The 23,624-nt window shown below is 68.2% G+C and carries 26 protein-coding genes; 18 read left to right on the top strand and 8 right to left on the bottom strand.

What is annotated here, in order from left to right; translation table 11 throughout:
• Positions 1–65: 65 nt before the first annotated feature.
• The 4 genes from AC3WLY_RS23855 (at position 66) to AC3WLY_RS23840 (ending at position 4,863) form a co-directional block, all read left to right on the top strand.
• On the top strand, positions 66–1,052 hold the full coding sequence (locus AC3WLY_RS23855; protein ID WP_492309495.1) for a hydroxymethylglutaryl-CoA lyase: 987 nt from the start codon (positions 66–68) through the stop codon (positions 1,050–1,052).
• Complete coding sequence (locus AC3WLY_RS23850) at positions 1,049–2,341, top strand: CaiB/BaiF CoA transferase family protein (RefSeq protein ID WP_492309496.1); 1,293 nt, start codon at positions 1,049–1,051, stop codon at positions 2,339–2,341. Before AC3WLY_RS23855 ends, AC3WLY_RS23850 begins: the two co-directional genes overlap by 4 nt.
• Positions 2,342–2,423: 82 nt before the next feature.
• Entirely contained in the window at positions 2,424–3,731 is a 1,308-nt protein-coding gene (locus AC3WLY_RS23845) for an MFS transporter (RefSeq protein ID WP_492309497.1), read from the top strand.
• 1 nt (position 3,732) lies between these two features.
• A complete protein-coding gene (locus AC3WLY_RS23840) occupies positions 3,733–4,863 on the top strand; it encodes an amidohydrolase family protein (protein WP_492309498.1) in 1,131 nt (376 codons plus the stop codon).
• Between the two features lie 27 nt (positions 4,864–4,890).
• Here AC3WLY_RS23840 and AC3WLY_RS23835 read toward each other — a convergent pair whose 3' ends face one another.
• The 3 genes from AC3WLY_RS23835 to AC3WLY_RS23825 form a co-directional block, all read right to left on the bottom strand.
• On the bottom strand, positions 4,891–5,367 hold the full coding sequence (locus tag AC3WLY_RS23835; protein WP_034181826.1) for an SRPBCC family protein: 477 nt from the start codon (positions 5,365–5,367) through the stop codon (positions 4,891–4,893).
• Between the two features lie 127 nt (positions 5,368–5,494).
• Positions 5,495–5,980: an SRPBCC family protein gene (locus tag AC3WLY_RS23830; RefSeq protein ID WP_175960025.1), complete on the bottom strand. Its 486-nt coding sequence runs from the start codon at positions 5,978–5,980 to the stop codon at positions 5,495–5,497.
• On the bottom strand, positions 5,952–6,317 hold the full coding sequence (locus AC3WLY_RS23825) for an ArsR/SmtB family transcription factor (protein ID WP_072440154.1): 366 nt from the start codon (positions 6,315–6,317) through the stop codon (positions 5,952–5,954). The genes AC3WLY_RS23830 and AC3WLY_RS23825 overlap by 29 nt, the downstream gene beginning before the upstream one ends.
• A 191-nt stretch (positions 6,318–6,508) precedes the next feature.
• Between AC3WLY_RS23825 and AC3WLY_RS23820 the strand changes: the two genes are divergently transcribed.
• The 3 genes from AC3WLY_RS23820 to AC3WLY_RS23810 all read left to right on the top strand — a co-directional run bounded on the left by AC3WLY_RS23820 (position 6,509) and on the right by AC3WLY_RS23810 (position 8,718).
• A complete protein-coding gene (locus tag AC3WLY_RS23820; RefSeq protein WP_175960026.1) occupies positions 6,509–7,039 on the top strand; it encodes a GNAT family N-acetyltransferase in 531 nt (176 codons plus the stop codon).
• Between the two features lie 34 nt (positions 7,040–7,073).
• Positions 7,074–7,859, top strand: a complete 786-nt coding sequence (locus AC3WLY_RS23815) for a YhfC family intramembrane metalloprotease (RefSeq protein ID WP_492309499.1) — start codon at positions 7,074–7,076, stop codon at positions 7,857–7,859.
• Between the two features lie 280 nt (positions 7,860–8,139).
• A complete protein-coding gene (locus tag AC3WLY_RS23810; protein ID WP_310136650.1) occupies positions 8,140–8,718 on the top strand; it encodes a hypothetical protein in 579 nt (192 codons plus the stop codon).
• 33 nt (positions 8,719–8,751) lie between these two features.
• Here the strand turns inward: AC3WLY_RS23810 and AC3WLY_RS23805 are convergent, their stop codons facing one another.
• Complete coding sequence (locus tag AC3WLY_RS23805; RefSeq protein ID WP_425130869.1) at positions 8,752–9,336, bottom strand: TetR/AcrR family transcriptional regulator; 585 nt, start codon at positions 9,334–9,336, stop codon at positions 8,752–8,754.
• A gap of 345 nt (positions 9,337–9,681) precedes the next feature.
• On the opposite strand from AC3WLY_RS23805, the gene AC3WLY_RS23800 reads away from it, so the two are divergent.
• The gene (locus AC3WLY_RS23800; protein WP_492309500.1) at positions 9,682–10,386 is read left to right on the top strand and encodes an SDR family oxidoreductase; all 705 of its coding nucleotides are present in this window, start codon (positions 9,682–9,684) and stop codon (positions 10,384–10,386) included.
• Positions 10,387–10,448: 62 nt separating this feature from the next.
• Here the strand turns inward: AC3WLY_RS23800 and fabV are convergent, their stop codons facing one another.
• Positions 10,449–11,651, bottom strand: a complete 1,203-nt coding sequence (gene fabV / locus AC3WLY_RS23795; protein ID WP_492309501.1) for an enoyl-ACP reductase FabV — start codon at positions 11,649–11,651, stop codon at positions 10,449–10,451.
• A 160-nt stretch (positions 11,652–11,811) separates the two neighbouring features.
• On the opposite strand from fabV, the gene AC3WLY_RS23790 reads away from it, so the two are divergent.
• The 5 genes from AC3WLY_RS23790 (at position 11,812) to AC3WLY_RS23770 (ending at position 15,361) form a co-directional block, all read left to right on the top strand.
• Positions 11,812–12,345 (top strand): GbsR/MarR family transcriptional regulator, encoded by a 534-nt coding sequence (locus tag AC3WLY_RS23790; protein ID WP_011548968.1) that lies wholly within the window; start codon positions 11,812–11,814, stop codon positions 12,343–12,345.
• Between the two features lie 88 nt (positions 12,346–12,433).
• Complete coding sequence (locus AC3WLY_RS23785) at positions 12,434–13,753, top strand: SDR family oxidoreductase (RefSeq protein ID WP_492309502.1); 1,320 nt, start codon at positions 12,434–12,436, stop codon at positions 13,751–13,753.
• A complete protein-coding gene (locus AC3WLY_RS23780; RefSeq protein WP_175960031.1) occupies positions 13,750–14,220 on the top strand; it encodes a DUF2269 family protein in 471 nt (156 codons plus the stop codon). Before AC3WLY_RS23785 ends, AC3WLY_RS23780 begins: the two co-directional genes overlap by 4 nt.
• 69 nt (positions 14,221–14,289) lie before the next feature.
• Positions 14,290–14,598: a hypothetical protein gene (locus AC3WLY_RS23775; protein WP_492309503.1), complete on the top strand. Its 309-nt coding sequence runs from the start codon at positions 14,290–14,292 to the stop codon at positions 14,596–14,598.
• Positions 14,599–14,737: 139 nt separating this feature from the next.
• The gene (locus AC3WLY_RS23770; protein ID WP_492309504.1) at positions 14,738–15,361 is read left to right on the top strand and encodes a glutathione S-transferase family protein; all 624 of its coding nucleotides are present in this window, start codon (positions 14,738–14,740) and stop codon (positions 15,359–15,361) included.
• A 62-nt stretch (positions 15,362–15,423) separates the two neighbouring features.
• Here AC3WLY_RS23770 and AC3WLY_RS23765 read toward each other — a convergent pair whose 3' ends face one another.
• Together AC3WLY_RS23765 and AC3WLY_RS23760 are read right to left on the bottom strand one after the other, a co-directional pair.
• Positions 15,424–16,824, bottom strand: a complete 1,401-nt coding sequence (locus AC3WLY_RS23765; protein WP_492309505.1) for a serine hydrolase domain-containing protein — start codon at positions 16,822–16,824, stop codon at positions 15,424–15,426.
• 191 nt (positions 16,825–17,015) lie between these two features.
• Positions 17,016–18,191 carry a YncE family protein gene (locus AC3WLY_RS23760; protein WP_492332722.1) on the bottom strand — a complete coding sequence of 392 codons (1,176 nt, stop codon included), beginning with the start codon at positions 18,189–18,191 and terminating at the stop codon, positions 17,016–17,018.
• A gap of 285 nt (positions 18,192–18,476) precedes the next feature.
• Here AC3WLY_RS23760 and AC3WLY_RS23755 point away from each other — a divergent pair, with 285 nt between their 5' ends.
• The 5 genes from AC3WLY_RS23755 (at position 18,477) to AC3WLY_RS23735 (ending at position 22,676) form a co-directional block, all read left to right on the top strand.
• Positions 18,477–18,896, top strand: coding sequence for an HIT family protein (locus AC3WLY_RS23755; RefSeq protein WP_072440179.1), 420 nt, complete (start codon positions 18,477–18,479; stop codon positions 18,894–18,896).
• A gap of 258 nt (positions 18,897–19,154) precedes the next feature.
• On the top strand, positions 19,155–19,319 hold the full coding sequence (locus AC3WLY_RS23750) for a hypothetical protein (protein ID WP_162836114.1): 165 nt from the start codon (positions 19,155–19,157) through the stop codon (positions 19,317–19,319).
• A 150-nt stretch (positions 19,320–19,469) separates the two neighbouring features.
• The gene (locus tag AC3WLY_RS23745; RefSeq protein WP_175960036.1) at positions 19,470–20,129 is read left to right on the top strand and encodes a methyltransferase family protein; all 660 of its coding nucleotides are present in this window, start codon (positions 19,470–19,472) and stop codon (positions 20,127–20,129) included.
• 376 nt (positions 20,130–20,505) lie between these two features.
• Positions 20,506–20,961 carry a hypothetical protein gene (locus AC3WLY_RS23740; RefSeq protein WP_034181694.1) on the top strand — a complete coding sequence of 152 codons (456 nt, stop codon included), beginning with the start codon at positions 20,506–20,508 and terminating at the stop codon, positions 20,959–20,961.
• An 878-nt stretch (positions 20,962–21,839) separates the two neighbouring features.
• Positions 21,840–22,676, top strand: a complete 837-nt coding sequence (locus tag AC3WLY_RS23735) for a bifunctional allantoicase/(S)-ureidoglycine aminohydrolase (protein WP_060240603.1) — start codon at positions 21,840–21,842, stop codon at positions 22,674–22,676.
• Between the two features lie 85 nt (positions 22,677–22,761).
• On the opposite strand, the gene AC3WLY_RS23730 is transcribed toward AC3WLY_RS23735, so the two are convergent.
• The gene (locus tag AC3WLY_RS23730) at positions 22,762–23,553 is read right to left on the bottom strand and encodes an aminoglycoside phosphotransferase family protein (RefSeq protein WP_175960038.1); all 792 of its coding nucleotides are present in this window, start codon (positions 23,551–23,553) and stop codon (positions 22,762–22,764) included.
• Positions 23,554–23,624: the final 71 nt, after the last annotated feature.

The following is a 23,624-nucleotide window of genomic DNA, read 5'->3' as shown; positions in this document are numbered from 1 at the left end:
CGACGCGCGTCTAAAGTTCCGTCTAACAGAACTATGTTCTTTCAGATAGAACAATGAGGTATCGAATGAGCGTTTCCGAATATCCGAAGGTGCTGGTCAGCGAGGTCGGGCCGCGCGATGGCCTGCAGAGCATCGGGACCGTGATGCCGACGGCCGGCAAGCTGCGCTGGATCACCGCGCTGGCCGCGGCCGGCCTGCGCGAGATCGAGGTGGGGTCGTTCGTGCCGGCCACGCTGTTGCCGCAGATGGCCGATGTGCGCGAAGTCGTCGCGCACGCGCTGGCGATTCCCGGGCTGCATGTCGCCGCGCTCGCGCCGAACCTGCGCGGCGCCGAGGGCGCATTCGGCGCGGGCGTGCACAAGCTGACGCTGCCGGTATCGGTGACGGAAGCGCATTCGCTGGCGAACATCCGCAAGACGCCCGCGCAGATGATCGACGAGGTGCGCGCGATCGTCGCGCTGCGCGATGCGCGGTTTCCGGCGGTGCAGATCGAGGCGGGCGTGTCGGTCGCGTTCGGCTGTACGATCGCGGGCGCCGTCAGCGACGACGAGACGATCGCGATGGCCGTCGCGATGGCCGAGTGCGGCGTCGACGAAATCGGGCTGTCCGATACGAGCGGTTATGCGAACCCGGCGCAGGTACGCCGGCTGTTCACGCGCCTGCGGCGCGAAGTCGGCGACAAGGCGGGCGGCGCGCATTTCCATAACACGCGCGGGCAGGGGCTCGCGAACGTCGTCGCGGCGCTCGACGCGGGCGTGACGACGATCGACGCGAGCCAGGGCGGCCTCGGCGGCTGCCCGTATGCGCCGGGCGCGACTGGCAACATCGTCACCGAGGATCTCGTGTTCCTGCTCGAATCGATGGGAGTCGACACGGGCGTCGACGTCGACGCGCTGTTCGCCGCGCGCGTGATTCTGCACGACGCGCTGCCGTCCGAGGCGCTGTACGGCCACGTGCCGGACGCCGGGTTGCCGAAGGGCTTCCGCTATGCGGACGGCCGCGTGCCGACCGCGGCCCAGCCGGAAGGTTGCCTGACGGGAGTCGCGCAATGAACGATCGCCAACCGACTTCGGCACTGCCGTACCAAGGCGTGCGCGTGATCGAGATGACGCACATGGTGATGGGCCCGACCTGCGGCATGCTGCTCGCGGATCTCGGCGCGGAAGTCATCAAGATCGAACCGATCGCGGGCGACAGCACGCGTGCGCTGCGCGGCTCAGGCGCAGGCTTCTTCGGGATGTTCAACCGCAACAAGAAGAGCTTCGCGGTCGACGTGAAGGATCCGCGCGGGCTGGAAATCGTGCTGCGGCTCGTCGGAACGGCGGACGTCTTCAGCGAGAACTTCAAGAGCGGCACGATGGACCGGCTCGGCCTCGGTTATCCGGCGCTGTCCTCGCTGAATCCGCGCATCGTGTACGTGTCGCACAAGGGCTTTCTGCCGGGGCCGTACGAGCATCGCACGGCGCTCGACGAAGTCGTGCAGATGATGGGCGGCCTGGCCTACATGACGGGCCCCGAGGGCCGGCCGCTGCGCGCGGGCTCGAGCGTGAACGACATCATGGGCGGCATGTTCGGCGCGATCGGCGCGATGGCCGCGCTCGCGCAGCGCGAGCGCACCGGCCGCGGCCAGCAGGTGCAGAGCTCGCTGTTCGAGAACAACGTGTTCCTCGTCGCGCAGCACATGATGCAGTTCGCGGTGACGGGGCAGGCCGCGTCGCCGATGCCGAGCCGGATTTCCGCGTGGGCCGTCTACGACGTGTTCTCCGTGAAGGACGGCGAGCAGATCTTTCTCGCGGTCGTGTCGGATACGCAGTGGGCGCTGTTCTGCGATGCGTTCGGCTTTGCGGCGCTGAAGGGCGATCCGCGCCTCGCGACCAACAACCTGCGCGTGCAGGCGCGCGAGTGGCTGCTGCCGGAGTTGCGCTCGCGGCTCACGCCGCATTCGGCCGCGGAGATCGGCGCGATCTTCGAATCGATCGGCCTGCCCTATGCGCCGATCACGAAGCCGCAGGACCTGTTCGACGATCCGCATCTGCTGGCGACCGGCGGCCTCGAAGCGGTGACGCTGCCGGCCGACGCGAGCTGTGCAGGCCGGCCGGTCGACACGCGCACCGCGCTGCTGCCGCTGACGCTCGCGGGCGAGCGGCTGCGGCTGCGCTCGGCGCCGCCGGCACTTGGCCAGGACACGCACGCGTTGCTCGGCGAGCTCGGCTATGCGCCGGACGACGCGCGTGCGCTGATCGAAGCGGGCGTCGTCGCAGGACAGTACGTCGCGGACGGTGCAGCGCACGGCGACGGGCCGGGCGGCGCGCCTTCGCCGAACGAAGTGGCGAGCGCGTAGCGCGGCCGCGATCCATCGAACGAACAAAGGCACCCGGCCGCGCAACGCGCGGGCGCGGATTGCTGCATCCACGGAGACAACCATGACATCCGCTTCCCCGGCGCTGGCCGCCGATCGCGAGACCGATGCGTCGGTCGAGCAACGGGCCGTGCGCAAGGCCGCATGGCGGTTCATCCCGCTGCTCGCGATGGCTTACTTCTTCAATTACCTCGACCGCACGAGCGTCGGGTTCGCGGCGCTCACGATGAACCGCGATCTCGGGCTGACCGCGACGCAGTTCGGCTGGGGCGCGGGGATCATGTTCGCGGGCTACTGCGTGTTCGAGGTGCCGAGCAATCTCGCGCTGTACCGCTTCGGCGCGCGCCGCTGGCTCGCCCGCATCATGATCACGTGGGGGCTGATGGCGGCCGCGACCGCGCTCGCGACCGGGCCGACGAGCTTCTACGCGATCCGGCTGCTGCTGGGCATCGGCGAGGCCGGGTTCTTTCCGGGCGTGATCTTCTTCCTTGCCGTGTGGTTTCCGGCGAGCTACTGCACGCGTGTGCTCGCATGGTTCACCGTGTCGACGCCGCTGTCGTCGCTGATCGGCGGCCCGCTGTCGACGTGGCTGCTGCAGCTCGACGGCGCGCTCGGGCTTGCCGGCTGGAAGTGGATGTTCATCGTCGAAGGGCTGCCTGCGTGCGCGCTCGGTTTTCTCGTGCTGAAGCTGCTGTCCGATTCGCCGGCGGATGCCGCGTGGCTGTCGGACGACGAGCGTACCGCGCTGCAGCGCGCGTTCGAGCGCGAAGGCGCGGCCGCCGGACGGAAGAAGCAATTCGGCGTTGCGCTGCGCGACGTGCGCGTGTACGTGCTCGCGCTGATCTCGTTCGGCTTCACGATGGGTTCGTACGGGATCGGCATCTGGCTGCCGCAGATGCTGAAGGCGCACGGCATGTCGACGATGCAGACGGGCTGGCTGTCCGCGGTGCCGTACTTCTTCGCGACGATTGCGTTGCTGTGGTGGGCGAAACGTGTGGACCGTCGCGGCGGCCCTGTCGCGAACCTCGCGATCGGGCTGTACATCGGTGCGGTGGCGCTCGGCGTGTCGACGCATTTCCTGACGCTCGGCCCCGCGCTCGTCGGCATCACGCTCGCGCTGATCGGCACGATTGCCGGCCGCACGATCTTCTACACGCTGCCGTCGCGCTTCCTGTCCGGCCAGGCAGCGGCCGGCGGGCTGGCGCTGATCAACTCGATCGGCGCGCTCGGCGGCTTCGCGGGCCCTTATCTCGTCGGCTACCTGAAGGACAGCTTCGGTACCTTCACGGCCGGCATGCTGGGTCTTGCCATTGTCCTCGCGATCACGACGCTGCTCACGCTGTCGCTGTATGCGTTCGACCGGAGCGAATGACATGGACACGACGATTTCGATCATGCGACGCCGGCTGCTCGGCGCGGCCGCCGCGTCGCTCGCGGTGCCCGCGTTCGCCGATACGCACGCACCGGCTCAAGATGGAGCTTCCCGCATGACGACGCAAGGCAACTATCTCGCGGTCCGACCCGACTGGCTCGCGTCGGCGCTCGAACCCGCGCTCGATCCCGACCTGCCGATCGTCGACGCGCATCATCATTTCTATGAACGGCCGGGCTGGATCTACATGCTCGACGACTACCTGCAGGACGCACGCTCGGGCCACAACATCCAGGCGTCCGTCTACATGCAGGCGCAGACGCGCTACCGCGATTCCGGCCCGGCCGAGCTGAAGCCGGCCGGCGAGACGGCCTATGTCGCCGGCGTGACCGAGCCGCTGCAGCACGGCCGTCCGGCCGTCGCGACAGGCATCGTCGGCCACGCGGACCTGCGGCTCGGCGAACGCGTGCGCGACGTGCTGGAAGCGCATCTCGAAGCGGGGCGCGGGCGGTTTCGCGGGGTTCGGCACCTGACCACGTGGGATGCCGATCCGACGCTCGCCAATCCGCTGTCGGCGGTGCCGCGCGGGCTGCTGCTCGATTCCGCGTACCGGGCCGGCGTCGCGCAGCTCGCACCGCTCGGGCTGTCGTATGACGCGTGGCTGTTCTTTCCGCAACTGCCCGAGCTGTTCGAGCTCGCGAAAGCGAACCCCGATACGCGGATCGTCGTCAATCACTGCGGCGGCGTCGTGCGGATCGCGAGCTATGCGGACCAGCGGCCGGAGGTGTTCGAGCGCTGGTCGGCGTCGATGCGCACGCTCGCGCAACTGCCGAACGTGTACGTGAAGGTCGGCGGCCTCGGGATGCGCATCAACGGTTTCGATTTCGAGAAGGGCGCGCGGCCGCCGTCGTCCGCGCAGCTCGCGGACGCGTGGAAGCCGTGGATGCTGACCTGTATCGAAGCGTTCGGCGCCGAGCGCTGCATGTTCGAGAGCAATTTCCCGGTCGACAAGGGCTCGTATTCGTACGTGAACGGCTGGAACGCGTTCAAGCGGCTGACCGCGCATGCGAGCCCGGACGAGCGCGACGCGCTGTTCCGCGGCACGGTCACGCGCGCTTACCGGCTCGGCTGACGCGTGTCGCGGCGCGCCCGCGCGTGCTCACCCGGCCTCGACCAGCGCCGCGAGCTTCGCCAGCGCCATGCGCCAGCCGGTCTCGTTGTCGGCGACCGGCACGCCGGGTGGGATCCCGTCGTGCACGGCGTCCACGCGCGTGCCGTCCGCTTCGTCGGACAGCGTGATCGTGATCGTCATTGCGCCGCGCAGCATCGGATCGTCGGTCTCGAACACGTCGATCTCGACGATCTGCTGGTCCGGCACGAGCGTGACGAAGCGGCCGTGGTAGGTATCGGTGCGCGCGGTGGTCTTGCCGGTGTCCGCCGACGGCGCGTCGTAGCTCAGCGACACGCGCAGCGCGCCGCCTTCGCGCGCGTCGTACGCATGCACGCGGCACGTCATGCCGTCGGGCACCTTCCATTGCTCGACCGCGTGCGGATCGAGCAGCGCGCGGTAGACGCGTCCGCGCGGTGCGTTCAGGTGCCGGCTGACCCGGGTCGAATGCGTGTGCGTATGCAACATGTCGCCTCCCGCGGAGCGCGCGCGACGGTGCACGCCGGATGCCGGCGTGTCGTCAGGCTTCCTTCAGGAATCGTAGGCGCGGGCGGGGCGGCATGCAATGACCGCACGCTCGCCCGCGTTCAGCCGTTCAGCGCAGCGTGGCCGCGAATGCGTCGAGCTGCGTAATGCAGGTGTTCCAGCCCTCGAAGAAGCCGAGCGCTTCGTGGCGCTCGCGCGTCGCGGCATCCGGATGCATCACGCGCGCCTCGTAGCGGCTGCCCGCAGCGTCGTCGGCCATCGTAATGATTGCCGTGAAGCCCAGCCACGGCACCTGCGGCCGCCAGCCGCCCGCGAGCATCGACGTGAACGCGATGCGCGCTTCGGGCACGATTTCGAGGAAGCAGCCGGGATTGTCGCTCGTGCCGCCATCGGGGCCGCGCATGAACGTATGGAAGGCGCCGCCCGGCCGCAGGTCGAACGCGCGCACCTCGGTGGTCCACGGCTTCGGGCACCACCATTCCTTCAACAGTTCGGGGTCGGTCCACGCACGCCACAGCGCGTGGCGCGGCGCGTGCAGTGTGCGTGTGATGACGAGATCGTGGGCTTCAGCGGGTTCGACGTGGCTTGCTGACATCTTGCTCCTCCTGGTGACGGCGTTCGACGAATTCGACGAGACGATCGGATCGCGCTTCCCACAGCGCACGCTGCGCGGCGAGCCATTCCTCGGCCTCGGTCAGCCGGCTGCCGACCAGCGCGCAGGTGCGCGAGCGGCCGGTTTTGCGGGTCTGGACGAGGCCGCTGCGCTCGAGTACGGCGACATGCTTCATGAACGACGGCAGCGCCATGTCGAACGGCGCGGCCAGCGCGGAGACGGTTCGCTCGCCCTGGCCGAGCGCGCTGACGATCGCGCAGCGCGTCGGGTCGGCAAGGGCGTGGAAGACGTCGCTGATGCCGGGTTGAAAGTTAGCCATGTGGCTAAGTATAGGCGATGCAGCGGACATTTTCGTCGCGTAGGATGATGGGGCGGTAACACGCGCCGACCTGTGCCGCGTTGCCGGACGCCTGCCGCCGTTGCTCAAGCCTCGACGACCGGCTGGCGTTCTTTCCAATCCGGGCGCATGACGAACGAACGTGTGCGGCCTGGCTGACCACCGGAGATGGCATGACCGAACCTGTTACCGTCCGCCGCGTCGGCGCGCGCGACGCGAGGGCCTGCGTCGACGCGCTGGCCGACGTGCTGATCGATTGCGTCGAGGGCGGCGCGTCCGTCAGCTTCATGTTGCCGATCGAGCGGCCGACCGCCGTCGCATTCTGGACGCGCGTGGCCGACGGCGTGGAGAGCGGCGAGCGCATCCTGCTCGTCGCCGAGGACGCGGCCGGCCGGATTGTCGGCACCGTGCAGGTCGTGACCGCGCAGCCCGAGAACCAGCCGCATCGCGCGGATATCGCGAAGATGCTCGTGTCGCGGCACGCGCGCCGGCAGGGCGTCGCCGCGCGGCTGATGGCGGCGGCCGACGCGGCCGCGCGCGACGCCGGCAAGACCGTGCTCGTGCTCGACACCGTGACGGGCGGCGACGCCGAGCGGCTGTACGAGCGGGCAGGCTGGCAGCGTGTCGGCGTCGTGCCGAACTACGCGCTGATGCCCGACGGCGCGTTTTGCGCGACGACGTTTTTCCACAAGCAGCTCGCGTAGCGGTGCGCGTTAGCGCCGCTCATCGGCATCCGCCATGCACCCCGTCGCCCCGGTTCTCCTGTTCCTCACGCTCGCGGCCGGTGTCGTCGCATTGCTTGCGCCTGCGGTGCTCGCGGCCGCGTGGCGATGCCGCACGCAGGTGCCGTGGCGCGTGTTTTTCTACGGCATGCTGACCTTTTTCGTGTTCCAGCCGGTGCTGCGCATGTCGTGGCAGGTTCAGCTGTACCGCTGGCTCGCTCACGACCCGCGCTGGCATGTGCCGATGCTGGTGTTCGCGGCATTGACGGCCGGGCTCTTCGAGGAATGCGGGCGCTGGGTCGCGTTCCGGTATCTGCTGCCGAAGCGGCACGAAGCACAGACGGCCGTGATGCTCGGGCTCGGGCACGGCGGGCTGGAGGCGATGCTGCTGGTCGGAGTCGGGTTTCTCGCGCTCGGCACGGGTTACCTGCTCGCGCACGTGGGCGTCGTCGTGCCTGAGGGCGTGCAGTCGCTGATCGGGGCGCAGTTCGCGGGCATTACGCTCGTGTCGCCGTTTCTCGCGCTGCTCGAACGCACGAGTGCGCTGGCCGCGCATGTCGGGTTGTCGCTGATCGTGCTGCAGGCATTCGTGCGCGGCACCAAGCGCTGGCTTGCGTATGCGATCGCGATCCATTTCGTGTTCGACCTCGCCGTCGTGCTGCTGACGCGGTACTGGCATGTCGATACCGTGTTGGTCGAGGCGATCCTGTTCGCGTGCAGCGTCGCGATCCTGTGGCGGGCCATTCGCTGGAGCCGGTGGGGGACAGGCGCCAGCGACGCGCGCACCGGGCACGCCGCGTGACGCGCGTCGCATGTTTCAGCCGTGCGCGGTGCGGTTCGGTCGCCGGATCGTGGGCCTGTCTCCGGTTCGCCGCTGGCTGGCGAGGCGCAAGGCCATGCCAGCCGTGACGATGGCGATGCCGATGCCGATGCCGATGCCGGCGAGCGCCGGGGCGTGTCCCCGGTCGCGATGAGAGCCGGCCGGACGCCACGCAGAAAGAGAAGCGGGGCCGGCAACCGTGCCGGTCCGATATATTCGCGCAGGTAGAACTCCAACAAAACGCCACGGAACCTCCGCCTCGATGAAACGCTCCCACGTCGCCCTCGCCCTCACGGGCTTGCTCGTCGCGCTGCCGATTGCCGCGTACGCGCTCGTCAAGCCGCTGCGCATCGTCGCGCCCGCACTGATCCCCGGCGTGTCCTGCCCACGCGCCGACATCTGCACGGACGATGCCGCGAAGCTCGGCGACGCACAGCAGCTCTATCGCGACGGCTATGCGCGCGCGGCGGCGGCCGTCGGCGGGTTCCGCGCCGCGCCGCGCGTCGTGTTCTGCTCGACGCGCGCGTGCGCCGACGCATTCGGCCTCGGCCAGCGCGCGGCGCTGACGCTCGGGAATTTCGGCGTGGTCATCGCGCCGCGCGGTTGGCAGACCTACTTTCTCGCGCACGAACTGATCCATCACCGCCAGGCCGAAGTGCTCGGCAACCTGGCCGTCGTGACCAAGCCGCGCTGGCTGATCGAAGGGATGGCGTATTCGCTCAGCGAAGATCCGCGCCATCCGCTGACGGAGCCGTTCGAATCGTGGCGCACGCGTTTTGACGCGTGGTATGTGGCGCTGGGCGGGCAGCCGCTATGGGATGCCGCGCGGGCGGTCGAATAGCGGGCGAAGCGTGGCTCGCCGCTGCGCGCGCCGTTACGCCGGCGCGGCAGGACCGCCGCGTCCGTCGATGAGCGTATCGCGTCCCGCCTCGAGGATCTCGTCGGCCAGCACGGGATCGGTGCCGGCGATCGCGCGCGACAGCACGAGCGCCCCGACCATCTGGCTGAAGACCGCGAGCGCGTCGCGGCGCGTCTGTTCCGGCGTCGCGCCTTCGGTCGCCACCATTCGTTCCAGCCGGTCGAGATACGCGGCGAGGCCGTGCGCGTAGCATGCGCGCGCCGCCTCGGTCAGTCGCGGCGCGTCGCCCGCGAAACCGGACAGCGGGCACCCGGCCTCGACATTGTCGCGATGCGCCGCCGACAGATACGACGCCACCTGCGCGGCGAGACTGCCGGCGTTCGGCGAATCTTCGCGGTCCTGCATCGCCTTTCCCATCACCTCGGCGACCAGCGCATCCTTCGACTTGAAGTGGTTGTAGAAGCCGCCCTGCGTGAAGCCGGCTTCCTTCATCAGCTCCGTCAGCCCCACGGCGTCGACGCCGCGCGCGCGGAACAGCCGCTCGGCGGCCGCGACGATCGCGCTCCGGTTCTCGGCAGCCTGCTGTCTTGACACGCCCATCGATCCCTCCCCGATTCTGCCGATCGCATCGATTGAAAAACACAATGGCGATCACAATTGACATGCCCGGACGGCGCGAACACAATGCACCGCAAAGACAATGGTGATCGACATTGATATCAAGTGTAGCCGACTTGGCGGGCAGTGCGAAGCCACGGCCGGAACACGGATGGCAATCGGTCAAGGTCTTTGGCGCCGCAGGGTGACGGGCAGCGGACGGCTCGCCGTCTGCCTCCGGCGGCGCAGCGATTCGGTACGCAATGGCAGCCTCGTTTTCCACCGGATCTCACGCGCGCGACGAGCCGGCGCGCATGCGATTCATCATGCGAAAGGAAAGGAACGATCATGAAGATCGAAGGTGCAGTCGTTTTCGTGACGGGCGCAAACCGCGGGCTCGGGCTCGAGTTTGCGAAGCAGGCGCTCGCGAGAGGGGCGCGCAAGGTCTATGCGGCGGCGCGCGATCCGGCCACCGTGACGCTGCCGGGCGTCGTGCCCGTGAAGCTCGACGTGACCGATCCGGCGGCCGTCGCCGCGGCGGCCGACGCGGCGCGCGACGTCACGCTGCTGATCAACAACGCAGGCATTGCGCGGCTCGGCAGCCTGACGGACGACGGCGCGCCCGACGCGCTGCGCGATCACTTCGAAACCAATGTGTTCGGGATGCTGGCGATGTCGCGGGCGTTTGCGGGAACCCTCGCCGGGCATGGCGGCGGCACGATCCTGAACATCCTGTCGGTCGCGAGCTGGGTGAACCGGCCGATCCTGTCGGGCTACGGCGTGTCGAAATCGGCCGCATGGGCGCTGACCAACGGGCTGCGCCATTCGCTGCGCGAGCAGCGCACGCAGGTCGTCGGGCTGCATGCCGGTTTCATCGACACCGACCTGACACGCGGCCTCGACGTGCCGAAGGCCACGCCGGACGACGTCGTGCGCCAGGCTTACGACGCGATCGAAGCGGGTGCGGAGGAAGTGTCGACCGACGAATTCACGCGGCACGTGAAAGCCACGCTGTCGTCGGGCGTCTATCTGGAGGAACCGGCGCCGCGTTGACGCTGCCGGGAGGCACTGCCCGCCGCCCGCGTTCGCGCGCGGCGGGCTCGGCCCTTAGGCCGTCAGGCCGTGGTGTCGATGATGCCCGGGATCTTCACGTCCGGGTTCACGTCCGCGTCGTAGTCGACGCCGGCGATCTCGAAGCCGAACAGCCGCAGGAAGTCGGTCTTGTAGCCGGCGAAGTCGGTCAGCTCGTACAGGTTCTCGTTCGTCACGTGGTCCCACAGCGCGACGACCTTCGCCTGCACCTGCGGATCGAGTTCCTTGTAGTCCGCGCGCAGCCGGCCTTCCTCGTCGATGTGCGGCGTCGTGCCGTACAGGCTGTCCTTGAGGAGCCCGTACACCTGCTCGATGCAGCCTTCGTGCGTGCCGGTTTCCTTCATCACCTTGAACAGCAGCGACAGGTACAGCGGCATCATCGGGATCGCCGAGCTGGCCTGCGTGACGACGGCCTTCAGCACCGACACGCGTGCATCGCCGCCGTGCGCGGCCAGCTTTTCGCGGATCGACAGCACCTTCTTGTCGAGATCCTTCTTCGCTTCGCCGATCGAGCCGTTCCAGTAGATGTCGTGCGTGATCTGCTCGCCGAGATACGTGAACGCGGTCGTCTTCGCGCCGTCGGCCAGTACGCCGGCTTCATCCAGCGCGTCGATCCACATCTGCCAGTCCTCGCCGCCCATCACGGCGACGGTGCCGTCGATCTCTTCCTGCGTCGCCGGTTCGAGCGCGACGTCGCGGATCACTTCCTTGTCGGTGTCGAGGCCGCGGAACGTGACCGGCTTGCCGATCGGCTTGAGCGTCGAGCTGATCGTTTCGCCCGTCTTCGGGTGCGTGCGGCGCGGTGCCGCGAGGCTGTAGACGACGAGATCGACCTTGCCGAGATCCTGCTTGATGGTGTCGATCGTGACCTGCTTGACCTTGTCGGAGAATGCGTCGCCGTTGATGCTGCGCGCATAGAGCCCCTTTTCGGCGGCGAATTTCTCGAACGCGGCGCTGTTGTACCAGCCGGCCGTGCCGGGCTTCGATTCGCTGCCGGCGCGCTCGAAGAACACGCCGAGCGTGTCCGCGCCCGAGCCGAATGCGGCCGAGATCCGGGCGGCGAGGCCGTAGCCGGTCGACGCGCCGATCACGAGCACCTTCTTCGGGCCGTTGGCGATCGGGCCGTGCGAAGTCACGTAGTCGATCTGTTCCTTGACGTTGGCTTCGCAGCCGACGGGATGAGTCGTCACGCAGATGAAGCCACGCACGCGCGGTTTGATGATCATGGGAACCTCTTGTCAGAAAGGCAGAAACGGCCTGAAATCGGAAAAATCCCGCGCATTGTAAAGGAAGCGGCCGATCGCGGGCGGGCGCGGCCGGAAGGTGCCGGATCGTCCGGTTATTTCTCTCTTGACAGAAATAACTGAAATGAATAAATTTCCCGACATGGAACTCACACCGATTGCCGAACGATTCATTCTCCACTGGGGCGAAATGGGCTCGCGGTGGGGCGTCAACCGAACCGTCTCGCAGATCCACGCGCTGCTCTACCTGGCCGGCCGGCCGGTCGCGGCCGACGAGATCGCCGAGACGCTCAACGTCGCGCGCTCCAACGTCAGCACGAGCCTGAAGGAGCTGCAGGCGTGGCGACTCGCGAAGGTCGTGCATGTGCTGGGCGACCGCCGCGACCATTTCGAGACGTCGACCGACATCTGGGAACTGTTCAAGCTGATCGTCGAAGGGCGGCGGCAGCGCGAGATCGAGCCGACGCTCACGGTGCTGCGCGATTGCCTGACGAGCCCGGAGATCGCCAACGAGAGCCGCGAGACCGAACAGCGCATCCGCGACACGCTGCAGTTCGTCGAGACGCTCACGACCTGGTCGGACGAGATGCTGCGGCTCAAGCCCGACACGCTGATGAAGGCGCTCGGCATCGGCGCGAAGATCAGCCAGACGGTCAGGCGCAAGCCGTCGAAGTAAGCGGTAACGGAAGTGCGGGCAGGCAGCCCGCTTTTTTCGGAATTGTTATTTCTGTCTGTACAGAAATAACTGTAAATAGAGGATGGAAATGAACGTAGTCTTGCCGTCGGCCGGCCAGAGCGGCCGCACCGGGGAACGCAGCATGACCGTCCTCGTCTGCGGCGCGAACGGCTTCATCGGGCGGGCACTGTGCGCGCAGCTTGAAGCCGGCGGCCATCGCGTGCTGCGCGGCGTGCGCGATGCGGCCGGCCCGCGCGACGTCGCGATCGACTTCGCGAAGGACGTCGATCCCGCAGCGTGGCTGGCGCGGCTGGAAGGCGTCGACGTCGTGATCAATGCGGTCGGCATCCTCGGCGATCGACGCGGCGCGACGCTCGATGCCGTGCATCGCGCCGCGCCGTGCGCGCTCTTCACCGCGTGCTGCCGTGCGCGCGTGCGGCGCGTGATCCAGATCTCGGCGCTCGGTGTCGAGCGCGGCGATACGCGGTACTTCGCGAGCAAGCACGCAGCCGACCGCTTCCTGCAGACGCTGCCGATCGACTCCCGGATCGTGCGTCCCGCGCTGGTCTACGGCGCGGCCGGCACGTCGGCGCGTTTTTTCCGGATGCTCGCGAGCCTGCCCGTGCATGCATTGCCGGCGGGCGGCCATCAGCGGCTGCGCCCCGTGCATGTAGACGATCTCGCCGAACTCGTCGCGCGGCTGGTCGCGCAGTCGTCTGATTCGCCGGCGGCCGGCAACCAAGTGATCGACGTGGTCGGCAACGACGAAGTCGAATACCGCGAGATGCTGGCCCGCTACCGCGCCGCGCTCGGGTTTCCGCCGGCCGCCGGTGTGACGCTGCCGGCCCCGCTGGTCGGCGCGGCGGCCGCGCTGCTCGGCATGCTGCCGGGTGCGCTGCTCACCCGCGACACGTGGACGATGCTGCGCGGCGGCAACACCGGCGATCCGGCGGCCGCCACGGCCGTACTCGGCCGGCCGCCGCGCGGCATCGACCGCTTCATCGGCGCGGACGCGGCCGCGCTGCGTCGCGACGCGCTCGCGATGTGGCGGCGCCCGCTGTTGCTGGGCGCGCTCGCGATCGTATGGATCTGGACGGCGATCGCAAGCGCGTTCATCCATCCGCTGCACGCGAGCCTCGCATTGCTCGCGCATGCGCACCTGACGGGGCTGCCTGCGTTGGTCGCGCTCTATTCGGCAAGCGCGCTGGACTTCGCGTTCGGCATCGCGACCGTTGCCGCACCGTCGCGCCGCCTGTGGGCGGCGCAAGCCGCGCTGATCGTCGCGTATTCGGCCGTCATCGCGGTCACGATGCCGGGTCTGCTGGCCGAACCGTTCGGCCCGGTGCTCAAGAACGTACCGATTCTCGCGATCCTGTTGATCCTGTTTTCAGAAGAAGAACACGCATGAATACCTATCTCGTCGTCAAGGCGCTGCATATCCTGTCCTCGGTGCTGCTGGTCGGCACGGGGTTCGGCACTGCGTTCTACCTGTTCTTCGCGAACCGCACGCGGTCGGTGCCCGCGATCGCGGCCGTGTCGCGACTCGTGGTGCGCGCGGACTGGTGGTTCACGACGCCGGCCGTGATCTTCCAGCCGGCATCCGGGCTGTGGCTTGCGCATACGGCCGGCTGGCCGTGGCATACGCCGTGGCTCGTCGCGTCGATCGTGCTGTACGCGGTCGCGGGCGCGTGCTGGCTGCCGGTCGTGTGGCTGCAGGTCGAACTCGCCGCGATGGCGAAGCTCGCTCACGTGAACGGCGACGCCGCATTGCCGGAACGCTACTGGCGCTATGCGAAGCGCTGGGAACTGCTCGGTTATCCGGCGTTCTTCGCGATGCTGTCCGTCTACTTCCTGATGGTGCTCAAGCCGATGTAGGCGCGTCGTGCCTGAAAGAAGTCGACCGATCGATGCGTGATGCTTTCGGTAAAGAAAAGAGTACAGAGCATGAACGCCGGTGAAGTGGTGCCGGCCATCGGCAACGCTGCCGAAAACGTTGCGCCCCGGCGTTCGTGCGACACCATGCGCGGCATCGTAGCGAGCGGGTTGCACGCCGCGGCGATCGCGCACTTGTTCGTCGGCGTGGCCGTTCCGTGGCTTGCCGGTGCACCGTTCGACGATGCGTATCGCCGCGGCATCGCGCTGCATTTCCGGGCCGGCGCGACACCGGTACCGGCGCGCGCGGCAGATATGGCGGATGTCGCTGATCGCCGCGACGGTGTTCCGGTGCCCGACCGCCGAGCACGCGCTGCGTGACCTGACGAATCGGCCGCACGCCGATTTTGCCTGCACGGCATGCCGTTTCCCGCGCCGTCGTGTATAAATTCGACGTGACCGCGCCCGGGACGCGTCGTGCTTCCCGAACGCTCCGCATCCGACCTCACAAGGAGACTGCATGCTGCACATCCTCGGCAAGATCCCGTCCATCAACGTCCGCAAGGTGCTGTGGCTGTGCACCGAGTTGAACCTGCCGTTCGAACAGGAGGACTGGGGCGCGGGTTTTCGCACGACCAACGATCCGGACTATCTCGCGCTGAATCCGAACGCGCTCGTGCCCGTCATCAAGGACGACGATTTCGTGCTCTGGGAATCGAATACGATCATCCGCTACCTCGCGAACCGCTATGGCGACGATGCGCTCTATCCGGCCGAGCCGCGGGCGCGTGCGCGGGTCGATCAATGGATCGACTGGCAGGGCGCAGACCTGAACCGTTCGTGGATCGGCGCGTTCCTCGGCCTCGTGCGGAAATCGCCCGATCATCAGGATCCGGACGCCATCGCGCAGTCGATCGCGGGCTGGACGAAGCACATGCGCGTGCTGAACGCGCAGCTCGAATCGACCGGCGCGTTCGTGGCCGGCGGCACCTTCACGCTCGCGGACATTCCGATCGGCCTGTCGGTGAACCGCTGGTTCGGCACGCCGTTCGAGCATCCGGATTTCCCGGCGGTGTCGCGCTATATCGAGCGTCTTGCGACGCGCGAAGGCTTCAAGACCTACGCCGGCAGCGCGAATCCGTGACGCATCGCAGGTAGCGCGCGGCGCGGCGGCATGCATGGGCCAGCGGGCTCGCCGGCCTGTCGTCAAGCGCCGGGCGCCGGCACCGCGTCGAGCACGCGCGCGAGAAACGCGTCGTGATTCCACGCGGATTCCGGCCGCGACAGCCCGAGCCGCACGACCACCAGCTGACGGCTCGGCACCACGCTCACGAACTGGCCTTCATGGCCGACCGCATGAAACGCGTCGGCCGGCATCGCGCTCGCATGCGGATCGCGATCGTTGAACGGCTCCGGCACCTTGACCCACAGATGCGCGCCGAATTCCTGGCGCGGCGACTGCGGCGTCGCGCGCGTCAGGTAGCGCACCCAGCCCGCCGGCAGCAGCCGCTGCCCGTTCCATTCGCCGTCCTGCAGCAGAAGCTGCCCGAAGCGCGCCCAGTCGCGCGCGCTCGCATACATGTACGACGAGCTGCCGAGCGTGCCGGACGCATCGGGCTCGAACACCGCGCTGCGCATCCCGAGCGGCGCGAACAGCGCGCGGCGCGGAAACGCGAGGTAGTCATCGTCGCTGCCGCCCATCGCTTCGCGCATCACGCGCGCGATGATCGCGCTCGTGCCGCTCGAGTAGTACCACTGCGTGCCGGGTGTCGCGGCGAGCGGTTTCGCCGACGCGAACCGCGCGGTATCGGGCTGCGTGAACAGCATCACGGCGACGTCGGACAGCGGGTCGTCGTAGTCCTCGTTGAATTGCAGGCCGCTCGTCATCCGCAGCAGCTCGTCGAGCGTGACGGCCGCGCGCGGGTCGCCGCTGCCGCGCCATTCGGGCAGCAGCGCCGACGCGTCGGGCGACAGCTTGTGCTGCGCGACGAGCATGCCGACCAGCGCGGCCGTCACGGTCTTCGTCATCGACCAGCCGGGCAGCGGCGTGTCGGCCGTGAAGCCAGGCGCATAACGTTCGGCGATCACCTGGCCGCGCCACATCACGACGACCGCGCGCGTGCGCCGCGGCCGCGCCGGATCGGGTTCGTCGAATGCGCGGTCGAGCGCGGTCTGCAGCTTGTGTGCGTCGATGCCGGCGGGCGGCGCGGCGGGTGCGGGTTGCGCGGGCGGCGGGTCGGGGAGAACGGGCAACGCGGCCGGCAATGTGGCAGACGACGGCCCGAGTGCGAGCGTGCAGCCGAGCCCGGGCCGGAAGTCGGCTTCGCGCCCGGCGAAGCCGGCGAAGGTCGCCACCGCACGATGATGGTCGGGATCGAGCGACGGACGCACCAGCTTCAGCAGCGGATGCACGCCGGCCATGATGTCGACGTCGATCACGGACGCGGCCGGGCGGCCCGACACGAACACGCCGGAGCACAGCGCCTTCGCGGCATAGCCGGTCGCGATCGGCGCAAGCCGCGACAGCATGTATCCGGCATAGCCGATCGCGGCCAGCAGCACGAGGGCGGCGCCCCGTCGGATCAACGTCTTGATGGGTGTCGTCATGCGCGAGCGTCCTTGGTTGTCTGCAGGCGGGCCATGAACCGGCAGTGTCGCAGGTTCGGGCAAGCGGTGGCAATCGCGGGTGCTGGCGACGCCGGGTGGCGTCGATCGGGCGCATGTTGCCCGGCGTGTGCGAATCGTATGTGTCGATCGGTTACGTGAACGGGCCGCACGCGGCCCGTTCACGCGGCGCGTCATTGCGTGTTGTCGTTGTCCGAACGCAGTGTCCAGACCGTCGCGGTATTCGTGTTGTCGTCGACGGCCGCGAATTGCGGCTGGCCTTTGCTGCCTCGCCCGAATGCAAGGCCGAATGCCGCGCCCGGCACGATATCGACCTGCATCTGCGCGACGAAGCGCCCGTCCACCGTGAATTCGACGATCTCGCTCGGATGCAGCGGGTCGGCGTTGACCGCGTCGCCGTTCGCGGTCACGAGATGGCCGTTCGGCGCGAGCGCCAGCGCGAGCGGGCCGTGCAGGTGCTTCGTGTCGAAGTAGATCATCCGGCCGACGCCGCCGTTGCGGTTCGTCGACGCGGCGTTCTGGATCGCGAACACCGCGTTGTCGCCGGTGGACGCGACATACAGGACGTCGACGTTCGGGTCGTACGCGAGGCCGGTCGGGCCGACGACGAGTGCATTGGGATCGGTCCGGTTCACGTAGCCCGATGCGATGATGCGCGAGCTCGGCAGCATCGTGACGCCGTCGTTGCCGATCGCCAGTTCGATCCGCGCGACCGTGCCGTTCAGCACGTTCGACACGAACGCGGTCACGCGCTGGCCGCGATCGATCACGGTCATGTCCCACGGCCCGTCGAGCAGTGTGGCGCTGACCAGTTGCGTGACGAGATTGCCTTGCGGATTGATGACGAGCAGCGAGCCCGGCGCGACCACGGTCTTGCCGTCCGGCGCCGGCACGTTGCCGGCCAGCACGAAGCCGCTGCGCAGCGCCGCGAGCGCGGTCGTCAGGCCGAGATTGCGGCCCTGGAAGAACGTTGCCGGCGTATTGCCGGGCGACAGCTTCACGATCGTCGTGCCGGTGCCTTGCAGGTTCGACGCCGCGTTGAAGTTGGACACGACGACGTCGCCCGGTTTCAGCGGGCTCCAGGTCGGCACGCCGCGCGGCACGAACGCGATGCCGTACGGATTGAGATCGCCGTTGGCCGGCACGGTCGATGCGGTGACCGACGAAGGCGGCAGGATGATGTCGTTGCTGCCGGCCCACGCGAACGTCGACGACAAGGCGGCCAGCCCGGCGGCGCAAGCCGCGCGGCATAACGTGCGCGCCAGCGCGTGCGAGGCGCGCGCGTATGCCGGCGGGTGCGCGGCGAAGACGGGCGGGGCGGGGGAACGACAGGTGGGGAGAGGGTCCATGGCATGACTCCGGTTGATGAACGCGAGCAGTCATCCCGGCTGCCGGCCAGCGCAGCCGACGGGTGTCCGGCGCGGGGTCGCGATCTTGCCGCGCGAACCCGCGCTCGAAATAAACGGATGGCGACGGCTGCTTATTCCATCCGGCTGTGCACGTTGCATGCGCGCCGGCATCGATTGTTCGCTGCAATGGCGACACGACCTGACAAGTTGAAATATCGAGCGCCGAAGGCCGATAATCGTCCGGCATCGAATGCTCACCCTGTTCAACCGTTATCGGAAACCGCCATGTCCTACGACAACAACAACCCGTTCGCAAAAATCCTGCGTGGCGAACTGCCGTGCGTGAAGGTCGCGGAAGACGACGCGACCCTCGCGATCATGGATCTGATGCCGCAGGCCGACGGTCACGTGCTCGTGATCCCGAAGGAGCCGGCCGCGCAGATCTTCGAGCTGTCCGGCGACGCGGCCGCGGCCGGCATCCGCATGACGCAGCGCGTCGCGGCAGCCGTGCGCGCGGCGCTCGAGCCGGACGGCGTGTTCATCGGCCAGTTCAATGGCGCGGCGGCGGGCCAGACGGTCCCGCACGTGCACTTCCACGTGATCCCGCGCTGGGAAGGCGCCGAGCTACGGATGCATGCGCGCGACATCGCCGACGCGGCAACGCTCGAATCGATCGCGCAGCGCATTCGCGCGCGTTTCGTGTAACGGATCGACGGCACGCGGCGCGGCACGGCGGCCGAGAACCGGCCGGCTGCCGCGCCGCCGTCGCCTGTTTCGGCGGTCACGCGAAGTAACACGTGTAACCGCCGGCGAAACTCGGCTCGGCAAGCCCGGCGCTAGACTCCGCGCATTACTTCATCGAGCGACAGGAAGAGCGGATCGCCTCTTCGTGCCGGCCGCCGTCGCCTCCGGCGGCATGGTCTTCGCAAGGTGTCATTCGTCTTTCGCGCCGGGAATCGAGCCATGTCCAGACTTCTCATCACACTTGCCCTGATCGGCGGCCTGTCCGGCTGCTACGTCGCGCCGCCGTACGGTTACGCGCCCGCGCCGGCCTACTACGGCTACGCGCCGGCGTATTACGCGCCGCCCGTCAGCGTCGGGATCGGCGGCAACTTCCGCATCCGCTGATCGGGTACCCGGCGCGGGCCTTGCCCGCACCGGTTCGCTGCCCCTCACCGGAAGGTTCGCGCGGATTCGCGCGCCGCATGACGACGGCACGCTGCGCATCGTGCGCGCGGTTCCTATACTTCACAGGAAAGCGCATCCTGTGAGGCCGCCATGTCCGTCACACGCAAGGTCGCTGTCCTGTCGGGCGTATCGACGCTCGTCTATCTCGGGCTCGCCGTGCTCGGTTTCGGCGGGTTCGCCGCCTTTTTCTCGCATCCGCCGCTGATCGTCATCGTCGTCGCGACACTCGCGATGGCCGTCGTCGCAATGTTCACCGAAGGCAACCTGAGCGCCGGCGAGCGCGAGAACCGCGACAACCGCTGGGTGCTCGCGGCATTCGCGGTGAGCGGCTTCCTGCTCGCGTATCTGCCCGCGCTGACCGACCGGCTCGATTTCTGGACCCTCGGCGGCGATACGGTGCGATGGTTCGGCGTCGCGCTGTACATCGCGGGCGGGGCGCTGCGCATCTGGCCCGTGTTCGTGCTCGGCAAGCGCTTCAGCGGGCTCGTCGCGATCCAGCCGGGCCATACGCTCGTGACCGACGGCATCTATCGCCGCATCCGCAATCCGAGCTATCTCGGCCTGCTCGTCAATTCGGTCGGCTGGGCGCTCGCGTTCCGCTCGGGCGTCGGCGTGCTGCTGGTCGCGCTGATGACGGTGCCGCTCGTCGCGCGTATCCGCTCCGAGGAAGCGCTGCTGCGTTCGCAATTCGGCGCCGAATACGACGCGTATTGCGCGCGGACCTGGCGGCTGCTGCCCGGCGTGTACTGACCCTTCATCCCACCCCGACCGTCGTTTCGGCGCTCGCTCGCGACACGTGCCCGATGTGTTGCCACGTGTGTCTCGAACGTGCGACGTTGCGCGTGGCCGGTCTGCCATTCGTGACGGCCGGACCGCCGCCGAAGCCAATACCGGCAAGGGTTTCAGGCGATTTCGCGGAGCGCGTTCGAGGTCCGTTATTCGCAAACAACTTGTTACCAGAATGTCCACATCAAGGGTGTGGGACCGATGCTATTCTTCGCCGCAAGCTCAATGAAATGAATTGGTCCGGGGTTCGGCACAATGCCTGAATCGATGTCGATCGATTCAGATCGTCGTACCGAGCGGACCTTCGATAACCAGATTGCGAACAAGGAAGAATACGGGAATGTGGAAGAAAATCGCCCCCGCTCTCGTCGTCGCCGCGCTGACCGGCACGACTGCACTGCCGGCATTGGCCGGTGACTTGAACAACGCGCTTGGCGGCGCGCTCGGCGGGGTTGCCGGCGCAGCGGTCGGCGGCGCGGTCGGCGGCAGCACCGGCTCGGTAATCGGCGGCGCCATCGGCGGCGGCGCGGGTGGTGCGGTGACGTCGAACCGTCGCGAGCGCACCGGCGCGATCATCGGCGGCGCACTCGGCGGCGGCGCAGGTACCGCGGCAGGCAACGCGATGGGCGGCCGCACGGGCGGCCTGCTGGGCGCGGCGGTCGGCGGCGGCGCGGGCGCGGCGCTCGGCGGCAACATGTCGCGCAGCTCGTACGAACGCGATTACGGCGATCGCGGTTATCGCGGCGATCGCGGCTATCGTCGCCACAAGCATCATCACCACCGCGACTGGGACTGATCGCCGCTGGCGCGGCACGGTGCGCGACCTGCGCACCGTCGCGCCGACGGCGTCGGCACCCGACGCGAGAATCGGCCCGGCGGCCTGCCGGGCCGCCATCGCCGGCCAGACCGGCGACCCTTTCCGGTTTCATCAGCCGCTGCCATACGCCCGACCGACGGGCAGGCAATTTCTCTCCTCGCCGTATTTCCCGCTTCCCGACTACAAAGCCTGCCGCGCCTGAATGCGCCGGCGCAAGATCGGCGAACGCCATTACGCAGATTCCGTTCGACACGTCTGCCGGTTCCAGCCTGACAATGGTTCGCGACCGGGGCGGAGTGCTTCGCGGCCACGCGCACATTGACCATCCTCGATCTGCGTAACCGGATGTATCGCGGCCCGCGCGTGCAACCCGTGTTGCCGCGATCGGATGCGTCGCATCCCCAACGTCCGGGCGATCGTTCGCGTCACCCCCCGACCGTCAGGATTTCCCCGATACGCAGACTGCCGCGCCACGCTGCTTCGCCGCGCATCGCACGCGCCGGCGAGTAGTGGGAAATCGAATGGATAGCATCGCAACATTTAATTGGTCGATCGCGATCGACTTCGCTATCGTCAGCGATGCCCGCGTACGGAATCGAACCGAGCCATCCGCCGCGTCTCGCCTCGTCGCATGAGCGCGAACGCCGCGGCCCGGCCACCGGCTCCACCAGCATCGGTCGCCGCGTCCGATCAACCGGACGGATCCGTCGCGAAGCCTGGCCGACCGAACGAAGGCGCATGCGCTTTCAAGCCACCCCGGCAACGATGTCCCGCCGCCGCATGCGCGCCCCACGCGCATGCGTGCCGCCCGATGCCGTTTGCGCCCGGGGCCGGACCAACCCATTGCCTGGATGCATATGTCTAAGACAACGTATTACGCGCCGCATGGCGGCCACCCGCCGCAGACCGATCTGCTGACCGATCGCGCGATGTTCACCGAGGCGTACGCGGTGATCCCGAAGGGGGTGATGCGCGACATCGTCACGAGCTGGCTGCCGTTCTGGACGAACACGCGCCTGTGGGTGATCGCCCGCCCGCTGTCGGGTTTCGCCGAAACCTTCTCGCAGTACATCGTCGAAGTGAACCCGGGCGGCGGCAGCGACAAGCCGGAGCAGGACAAGAACGCCGAAGCCGTGCTGTTCGTCGTTGAAGGCGAAGCCGAGCTGACGCTGCAGGGCTCGAAGCACGTGCTGAAGCCGGGCGGCTACGCGTTCATTCCGCCGGGTGCGGACTGGACGCTGCACAACGTCAGCGATGCCGCGGTGCGCTTCCACTGGATCCGCAAGCATTACCAGGCCGTCGACGGCATCCCGCTCCCCGAAGCCTTCGTGACCAACGAGCAGGACGTCGAACCGATCCCGATGCCGGGCACCAACGGCGCGTGGGTGACGACGCGCTTCGTCGACATGAGCGACATGCGCCACGACATGCACGTGAACATCGTGACGTTCGAGCCGGGCGGCGTGATTCCGTTCGCTGAAACGCACGTGATGGAGCACGGCCTGTACGTGCTCGAAGGCAAGGCCGTCTATCGCCTGAACCAGGACTGGGTCGAGGTGGAAGCGGGCGACTTCATGTGGCTGCGCGCGTTCTGCCCGCAGGCATGCTATTCGGGCGGCCCTGGCCGCTTCCGCTACCTGCTGTACAAGGACGTGAACCGTCACATGAACCTGACGCTGAACCCCGCGCGCTAAGCGCCGCGCCAGCAGTCGAATACGCAAGCCCGCCGGTGCATGCCGGCGGGCTTTTTCATGGGCGGTGCGGCCGGCGTCGTGCGCGCTACAGGCCGAGCGCGGTCGCGGCCAGCGCCGCGACCTGCAGCCGCGTATCGGGCGGCAGGCCGTCTTCCATCAGCCATACGGCCGACAGGCCCGCCCACGCGAGAATCCACTGCAACAGCCGGCGGCGGTCGAGCTGCGCGGCGTCGGCCACGCACGCGACGCGTTGCTCGAAGCGCACCGGGTCGACCGCGATGTCGTGCGCGGGATTGCAGAACAGGTTCGCGTAGTCGAAGCCGCGTTCTCCGCGCAGCCCCTTCGGGTCGATCGCGAGCCAGCCGCGTGAGCCGAAATGCAGGATGTTGCCGTGATGGATGTCGCCGTGCAGGACGACTTCATCGACGGGCTGTGCCGACAGCAGCGCGCGTGCCGTTGCGGCCGATCGGCGCAGCACGTCGTTGGCCGCGGCATCCGACAGCAGTGCATGGAACCAGTCGTGCAGCGGCACGACCGCAGGCGGCTCAGCACGATGCGCATGCAGCCGCGCGACGACGTCGCACGCGATGCGCATCGCGTCGTCGTCATGACCCGAAGCCGAAAAGCCGGCCAGCGACGGCGCCGGCTGCGCGCGTTCGAGCAGGATCGCGTCGCTGTCGTGCTGCCACACCTGCGCGGTGCCTTGCCCGTTCCACCAGGTCATCAGCGCATTGCCGCGACGCTCTTCGTCGCACGTGGCGACCTTCAGCATCGCGGGTCGCGCGTGCCAGAGAACGGGCAGCAGGCCGCCGCTCGCGGTCAGGATCGGGCCGCCGTCGGGAACGAGGCCCCACAGGCCGATGTATCGATCGAACATCACGCGATGGTACAGGCGAACCGGACCGCATGCCGCGCGGTTTGTCCGACGGTGCGCCGCAGGCCGGCATG

This window comes from Burkholderia sp. FW306-1C-G01B (assembly GCF_058781685.1).
This window is presented reverse-complemented; position numbering and strand designations above follow the sequence as displayed.

Excerpts from the sequence above, each read along its gene's own strand:
- AC3WLY_RS23855 (WP_492309495.1), top strand. The coding sequence starts at position 66 with ATGAGCGTTTCCGAATATCCGAAGGTGCTGGTCAGCGAGGTCGGGCCG.
- AC3WLY_RS23850 (WP_492309496.1), top strand. The coding sequence starts at position 1,049 with ATGAACGATCGCCAACCGACTTCGGCACTGCCGTACCAAGGCGTGCGC.
- AC3WLY_RS23845 (WP_492309497.1), top strand. The coding sequence starts at position 2,424 with ATGACATCCGCTTCCCCGGCGCTGGCCGCCGATCGCGAGACCGATGCG.
- AC3WLY_RS23840 (WP_492309498.1), top strand. The coding sequence starts at position 3,733 with ATGGACACGACGATTTCGATCATGCGACGCCGGCTGCTCGGCGCGGCC.
- AC3WLY_RS23835 (WP_034181826.1), bottom strand. The coding sequence starts at position 5,367 with ATGTTGCATACGCACACGCATTCGACCCGGGTCAGCCGGCACCTGAAC.
- AC3WLY_RS23830 (WP_175960025.1), bottom strand. The coding sequence starts at position 5,980 with ATGTCAGCAAGCCACGTCGAACCCGCTGAAGCCCACGATCTCGTCATC.
- AC3WLY_RS23825 (WP_072440154.1), bottom strand. The coding sequence starts at position 6,317 with ATGGCTAACTTTCAACCCGGCATCAGCGACGTCTTCCACGCCCTTGCC.
- AC3WLY_RS23820 (WP_175960026.1), top strand. The coding sequence starts at position 6,509 with ATGACCGAACCTGTTACCGTCCGCCGCGTCGGCGCGCGCGACGCGAGG.
- AC3WLY_RS23815 (WP_492309499.1), top strand. The coding sequence starts at position 7,074 with ATGCACCCCGTCGCCCCGGTTCTCCTGTTCCTCACGCTCGCGGCCGGT.
- AC3WLY_RS23810 (WP_310136650.1), top strand. The coding sequence starts at position 8,140 with ATGAAACGCTCCCACGTCGCCCTCGCCCTCACGGGCTTGCTCGTCGCG.
- AC3WLY_RS23805 (WP_425130869.1), bottom strand. The coding sequence starts at position 9,336 with ATGGGCGTGTCAAGACAGCAGGCTGCCGAGAACCGGAGCGCGATCGTC.
- AC3WLY_RS23800 (WP_492309500.1), top strand. The coding sequence starts at position 9,682 with ATGAAGATCGAAGGTGCAGTCGTTTTCGTGACGGGCGCAAACCGCGGG.
- fabV (WP_492309501.1), bottom strand. The coding sequence starts at position 11,651 with ATGATCATCAAACCGCGCGTGCGTGGCTTCATCTGCGTGACGACTCAT.
- AC3WLY_RS23790 (WP_011548968.1), top strand. The coding sequence starts at position 11,812 with ATGGAACTCACACCGATTGCCGAACGATTCATTCTCCACTGGGGCGAA.
- AC3WLY_RS23785 (WP_492309502.1), top strand. The coding sequence starts at position 12,434 with ATGAACGTAGTCTTGCCGTCGGCCGGCCAGAGCGGCCGCACCGGGGAA.
- AC3WLY_RS23780 (WP_175960031.1), top strand. The coding sequence starts at position 13,750 with ATGAATACCTATCTCGTCGTCAAGGCGCTGCATATCCTGTCCTCGGTG.
- AC3WLY_RS23775 (WP_492309503.1), top strand. The coding sequence starts at position 14,290 with ATGAACGCCGGTGAAGTGGTGCCGGCCATCGGCAACGCTGCCGAAAAC.
- AC3WLY_RS23770 (WP_492309504.1), top strand. The coding sequence starts at position 14,738 with ATGCTGCACATCCTCGGCAAGATCCCGTCCATCAACGTCCGCAAGGTG.
- AC3WLY_RS23765 (WP_492309505.1), bottom strand. The coding sequence starts at position 16,824 with ATGACGACACCCATCAAGACGTTGATCCGACGGGGCGCCGCCCTCGTG.
- AC3WLY_RS23760 (WP_492332722.1), bottom strand. The coding sequence starts at position 18,191 with ATGGACCCTCTCCCCACCTGTCGTTCCCCCGCCCCGCCCGTCTTCGCC.
- AC3WLY_RS23755 (WP_072440179.1), top strand. The coding sequence starts at position 18,477 with ATGTCCTACGACAACAACAACCCGTTCGCAAAAATCCTGCGTGGCGAA.
- AC3WLY_RS23750 (WP_162836114.1), top strand. The coding sequence starts at position 19,155 with ATGTCCAGACTTCTCATCACACTTGCCCTGATCGGCGGCCTGTCCGGC.
- AC3WLY_RS23745 (WP_175960036.1), top strand. The coding sequence starts at position 19,470 with ATGTCCGTCACACGCAAGGTCGCTGTCCTGTCGGGCGTATCGACGCTC.
- AC3WLY_RS23740 (WP_034181694.1), top strand. The coding sequence starts at position 20,506 with ATGTGGAAGAAAATCGCCCCCGCTCTCGTCGTCGCCGCGCTGACCGGC.
- AC3WLY_RS23735 (WP_060240603.1), top strand. The coding sequence starts at position 21,840 with ATGTCTAAGACAACGTATTACGCGCCGCATGGCGGCCACCCGCCGCAG.
- AC3WLY_RS23730 (WP_175960038.1), bottom strand. The coding sequence starts at position 23,553 with ATGTTCGATCGATACATCGGCCTGTGGGGCCTCGTTCCCGACGGCGGC.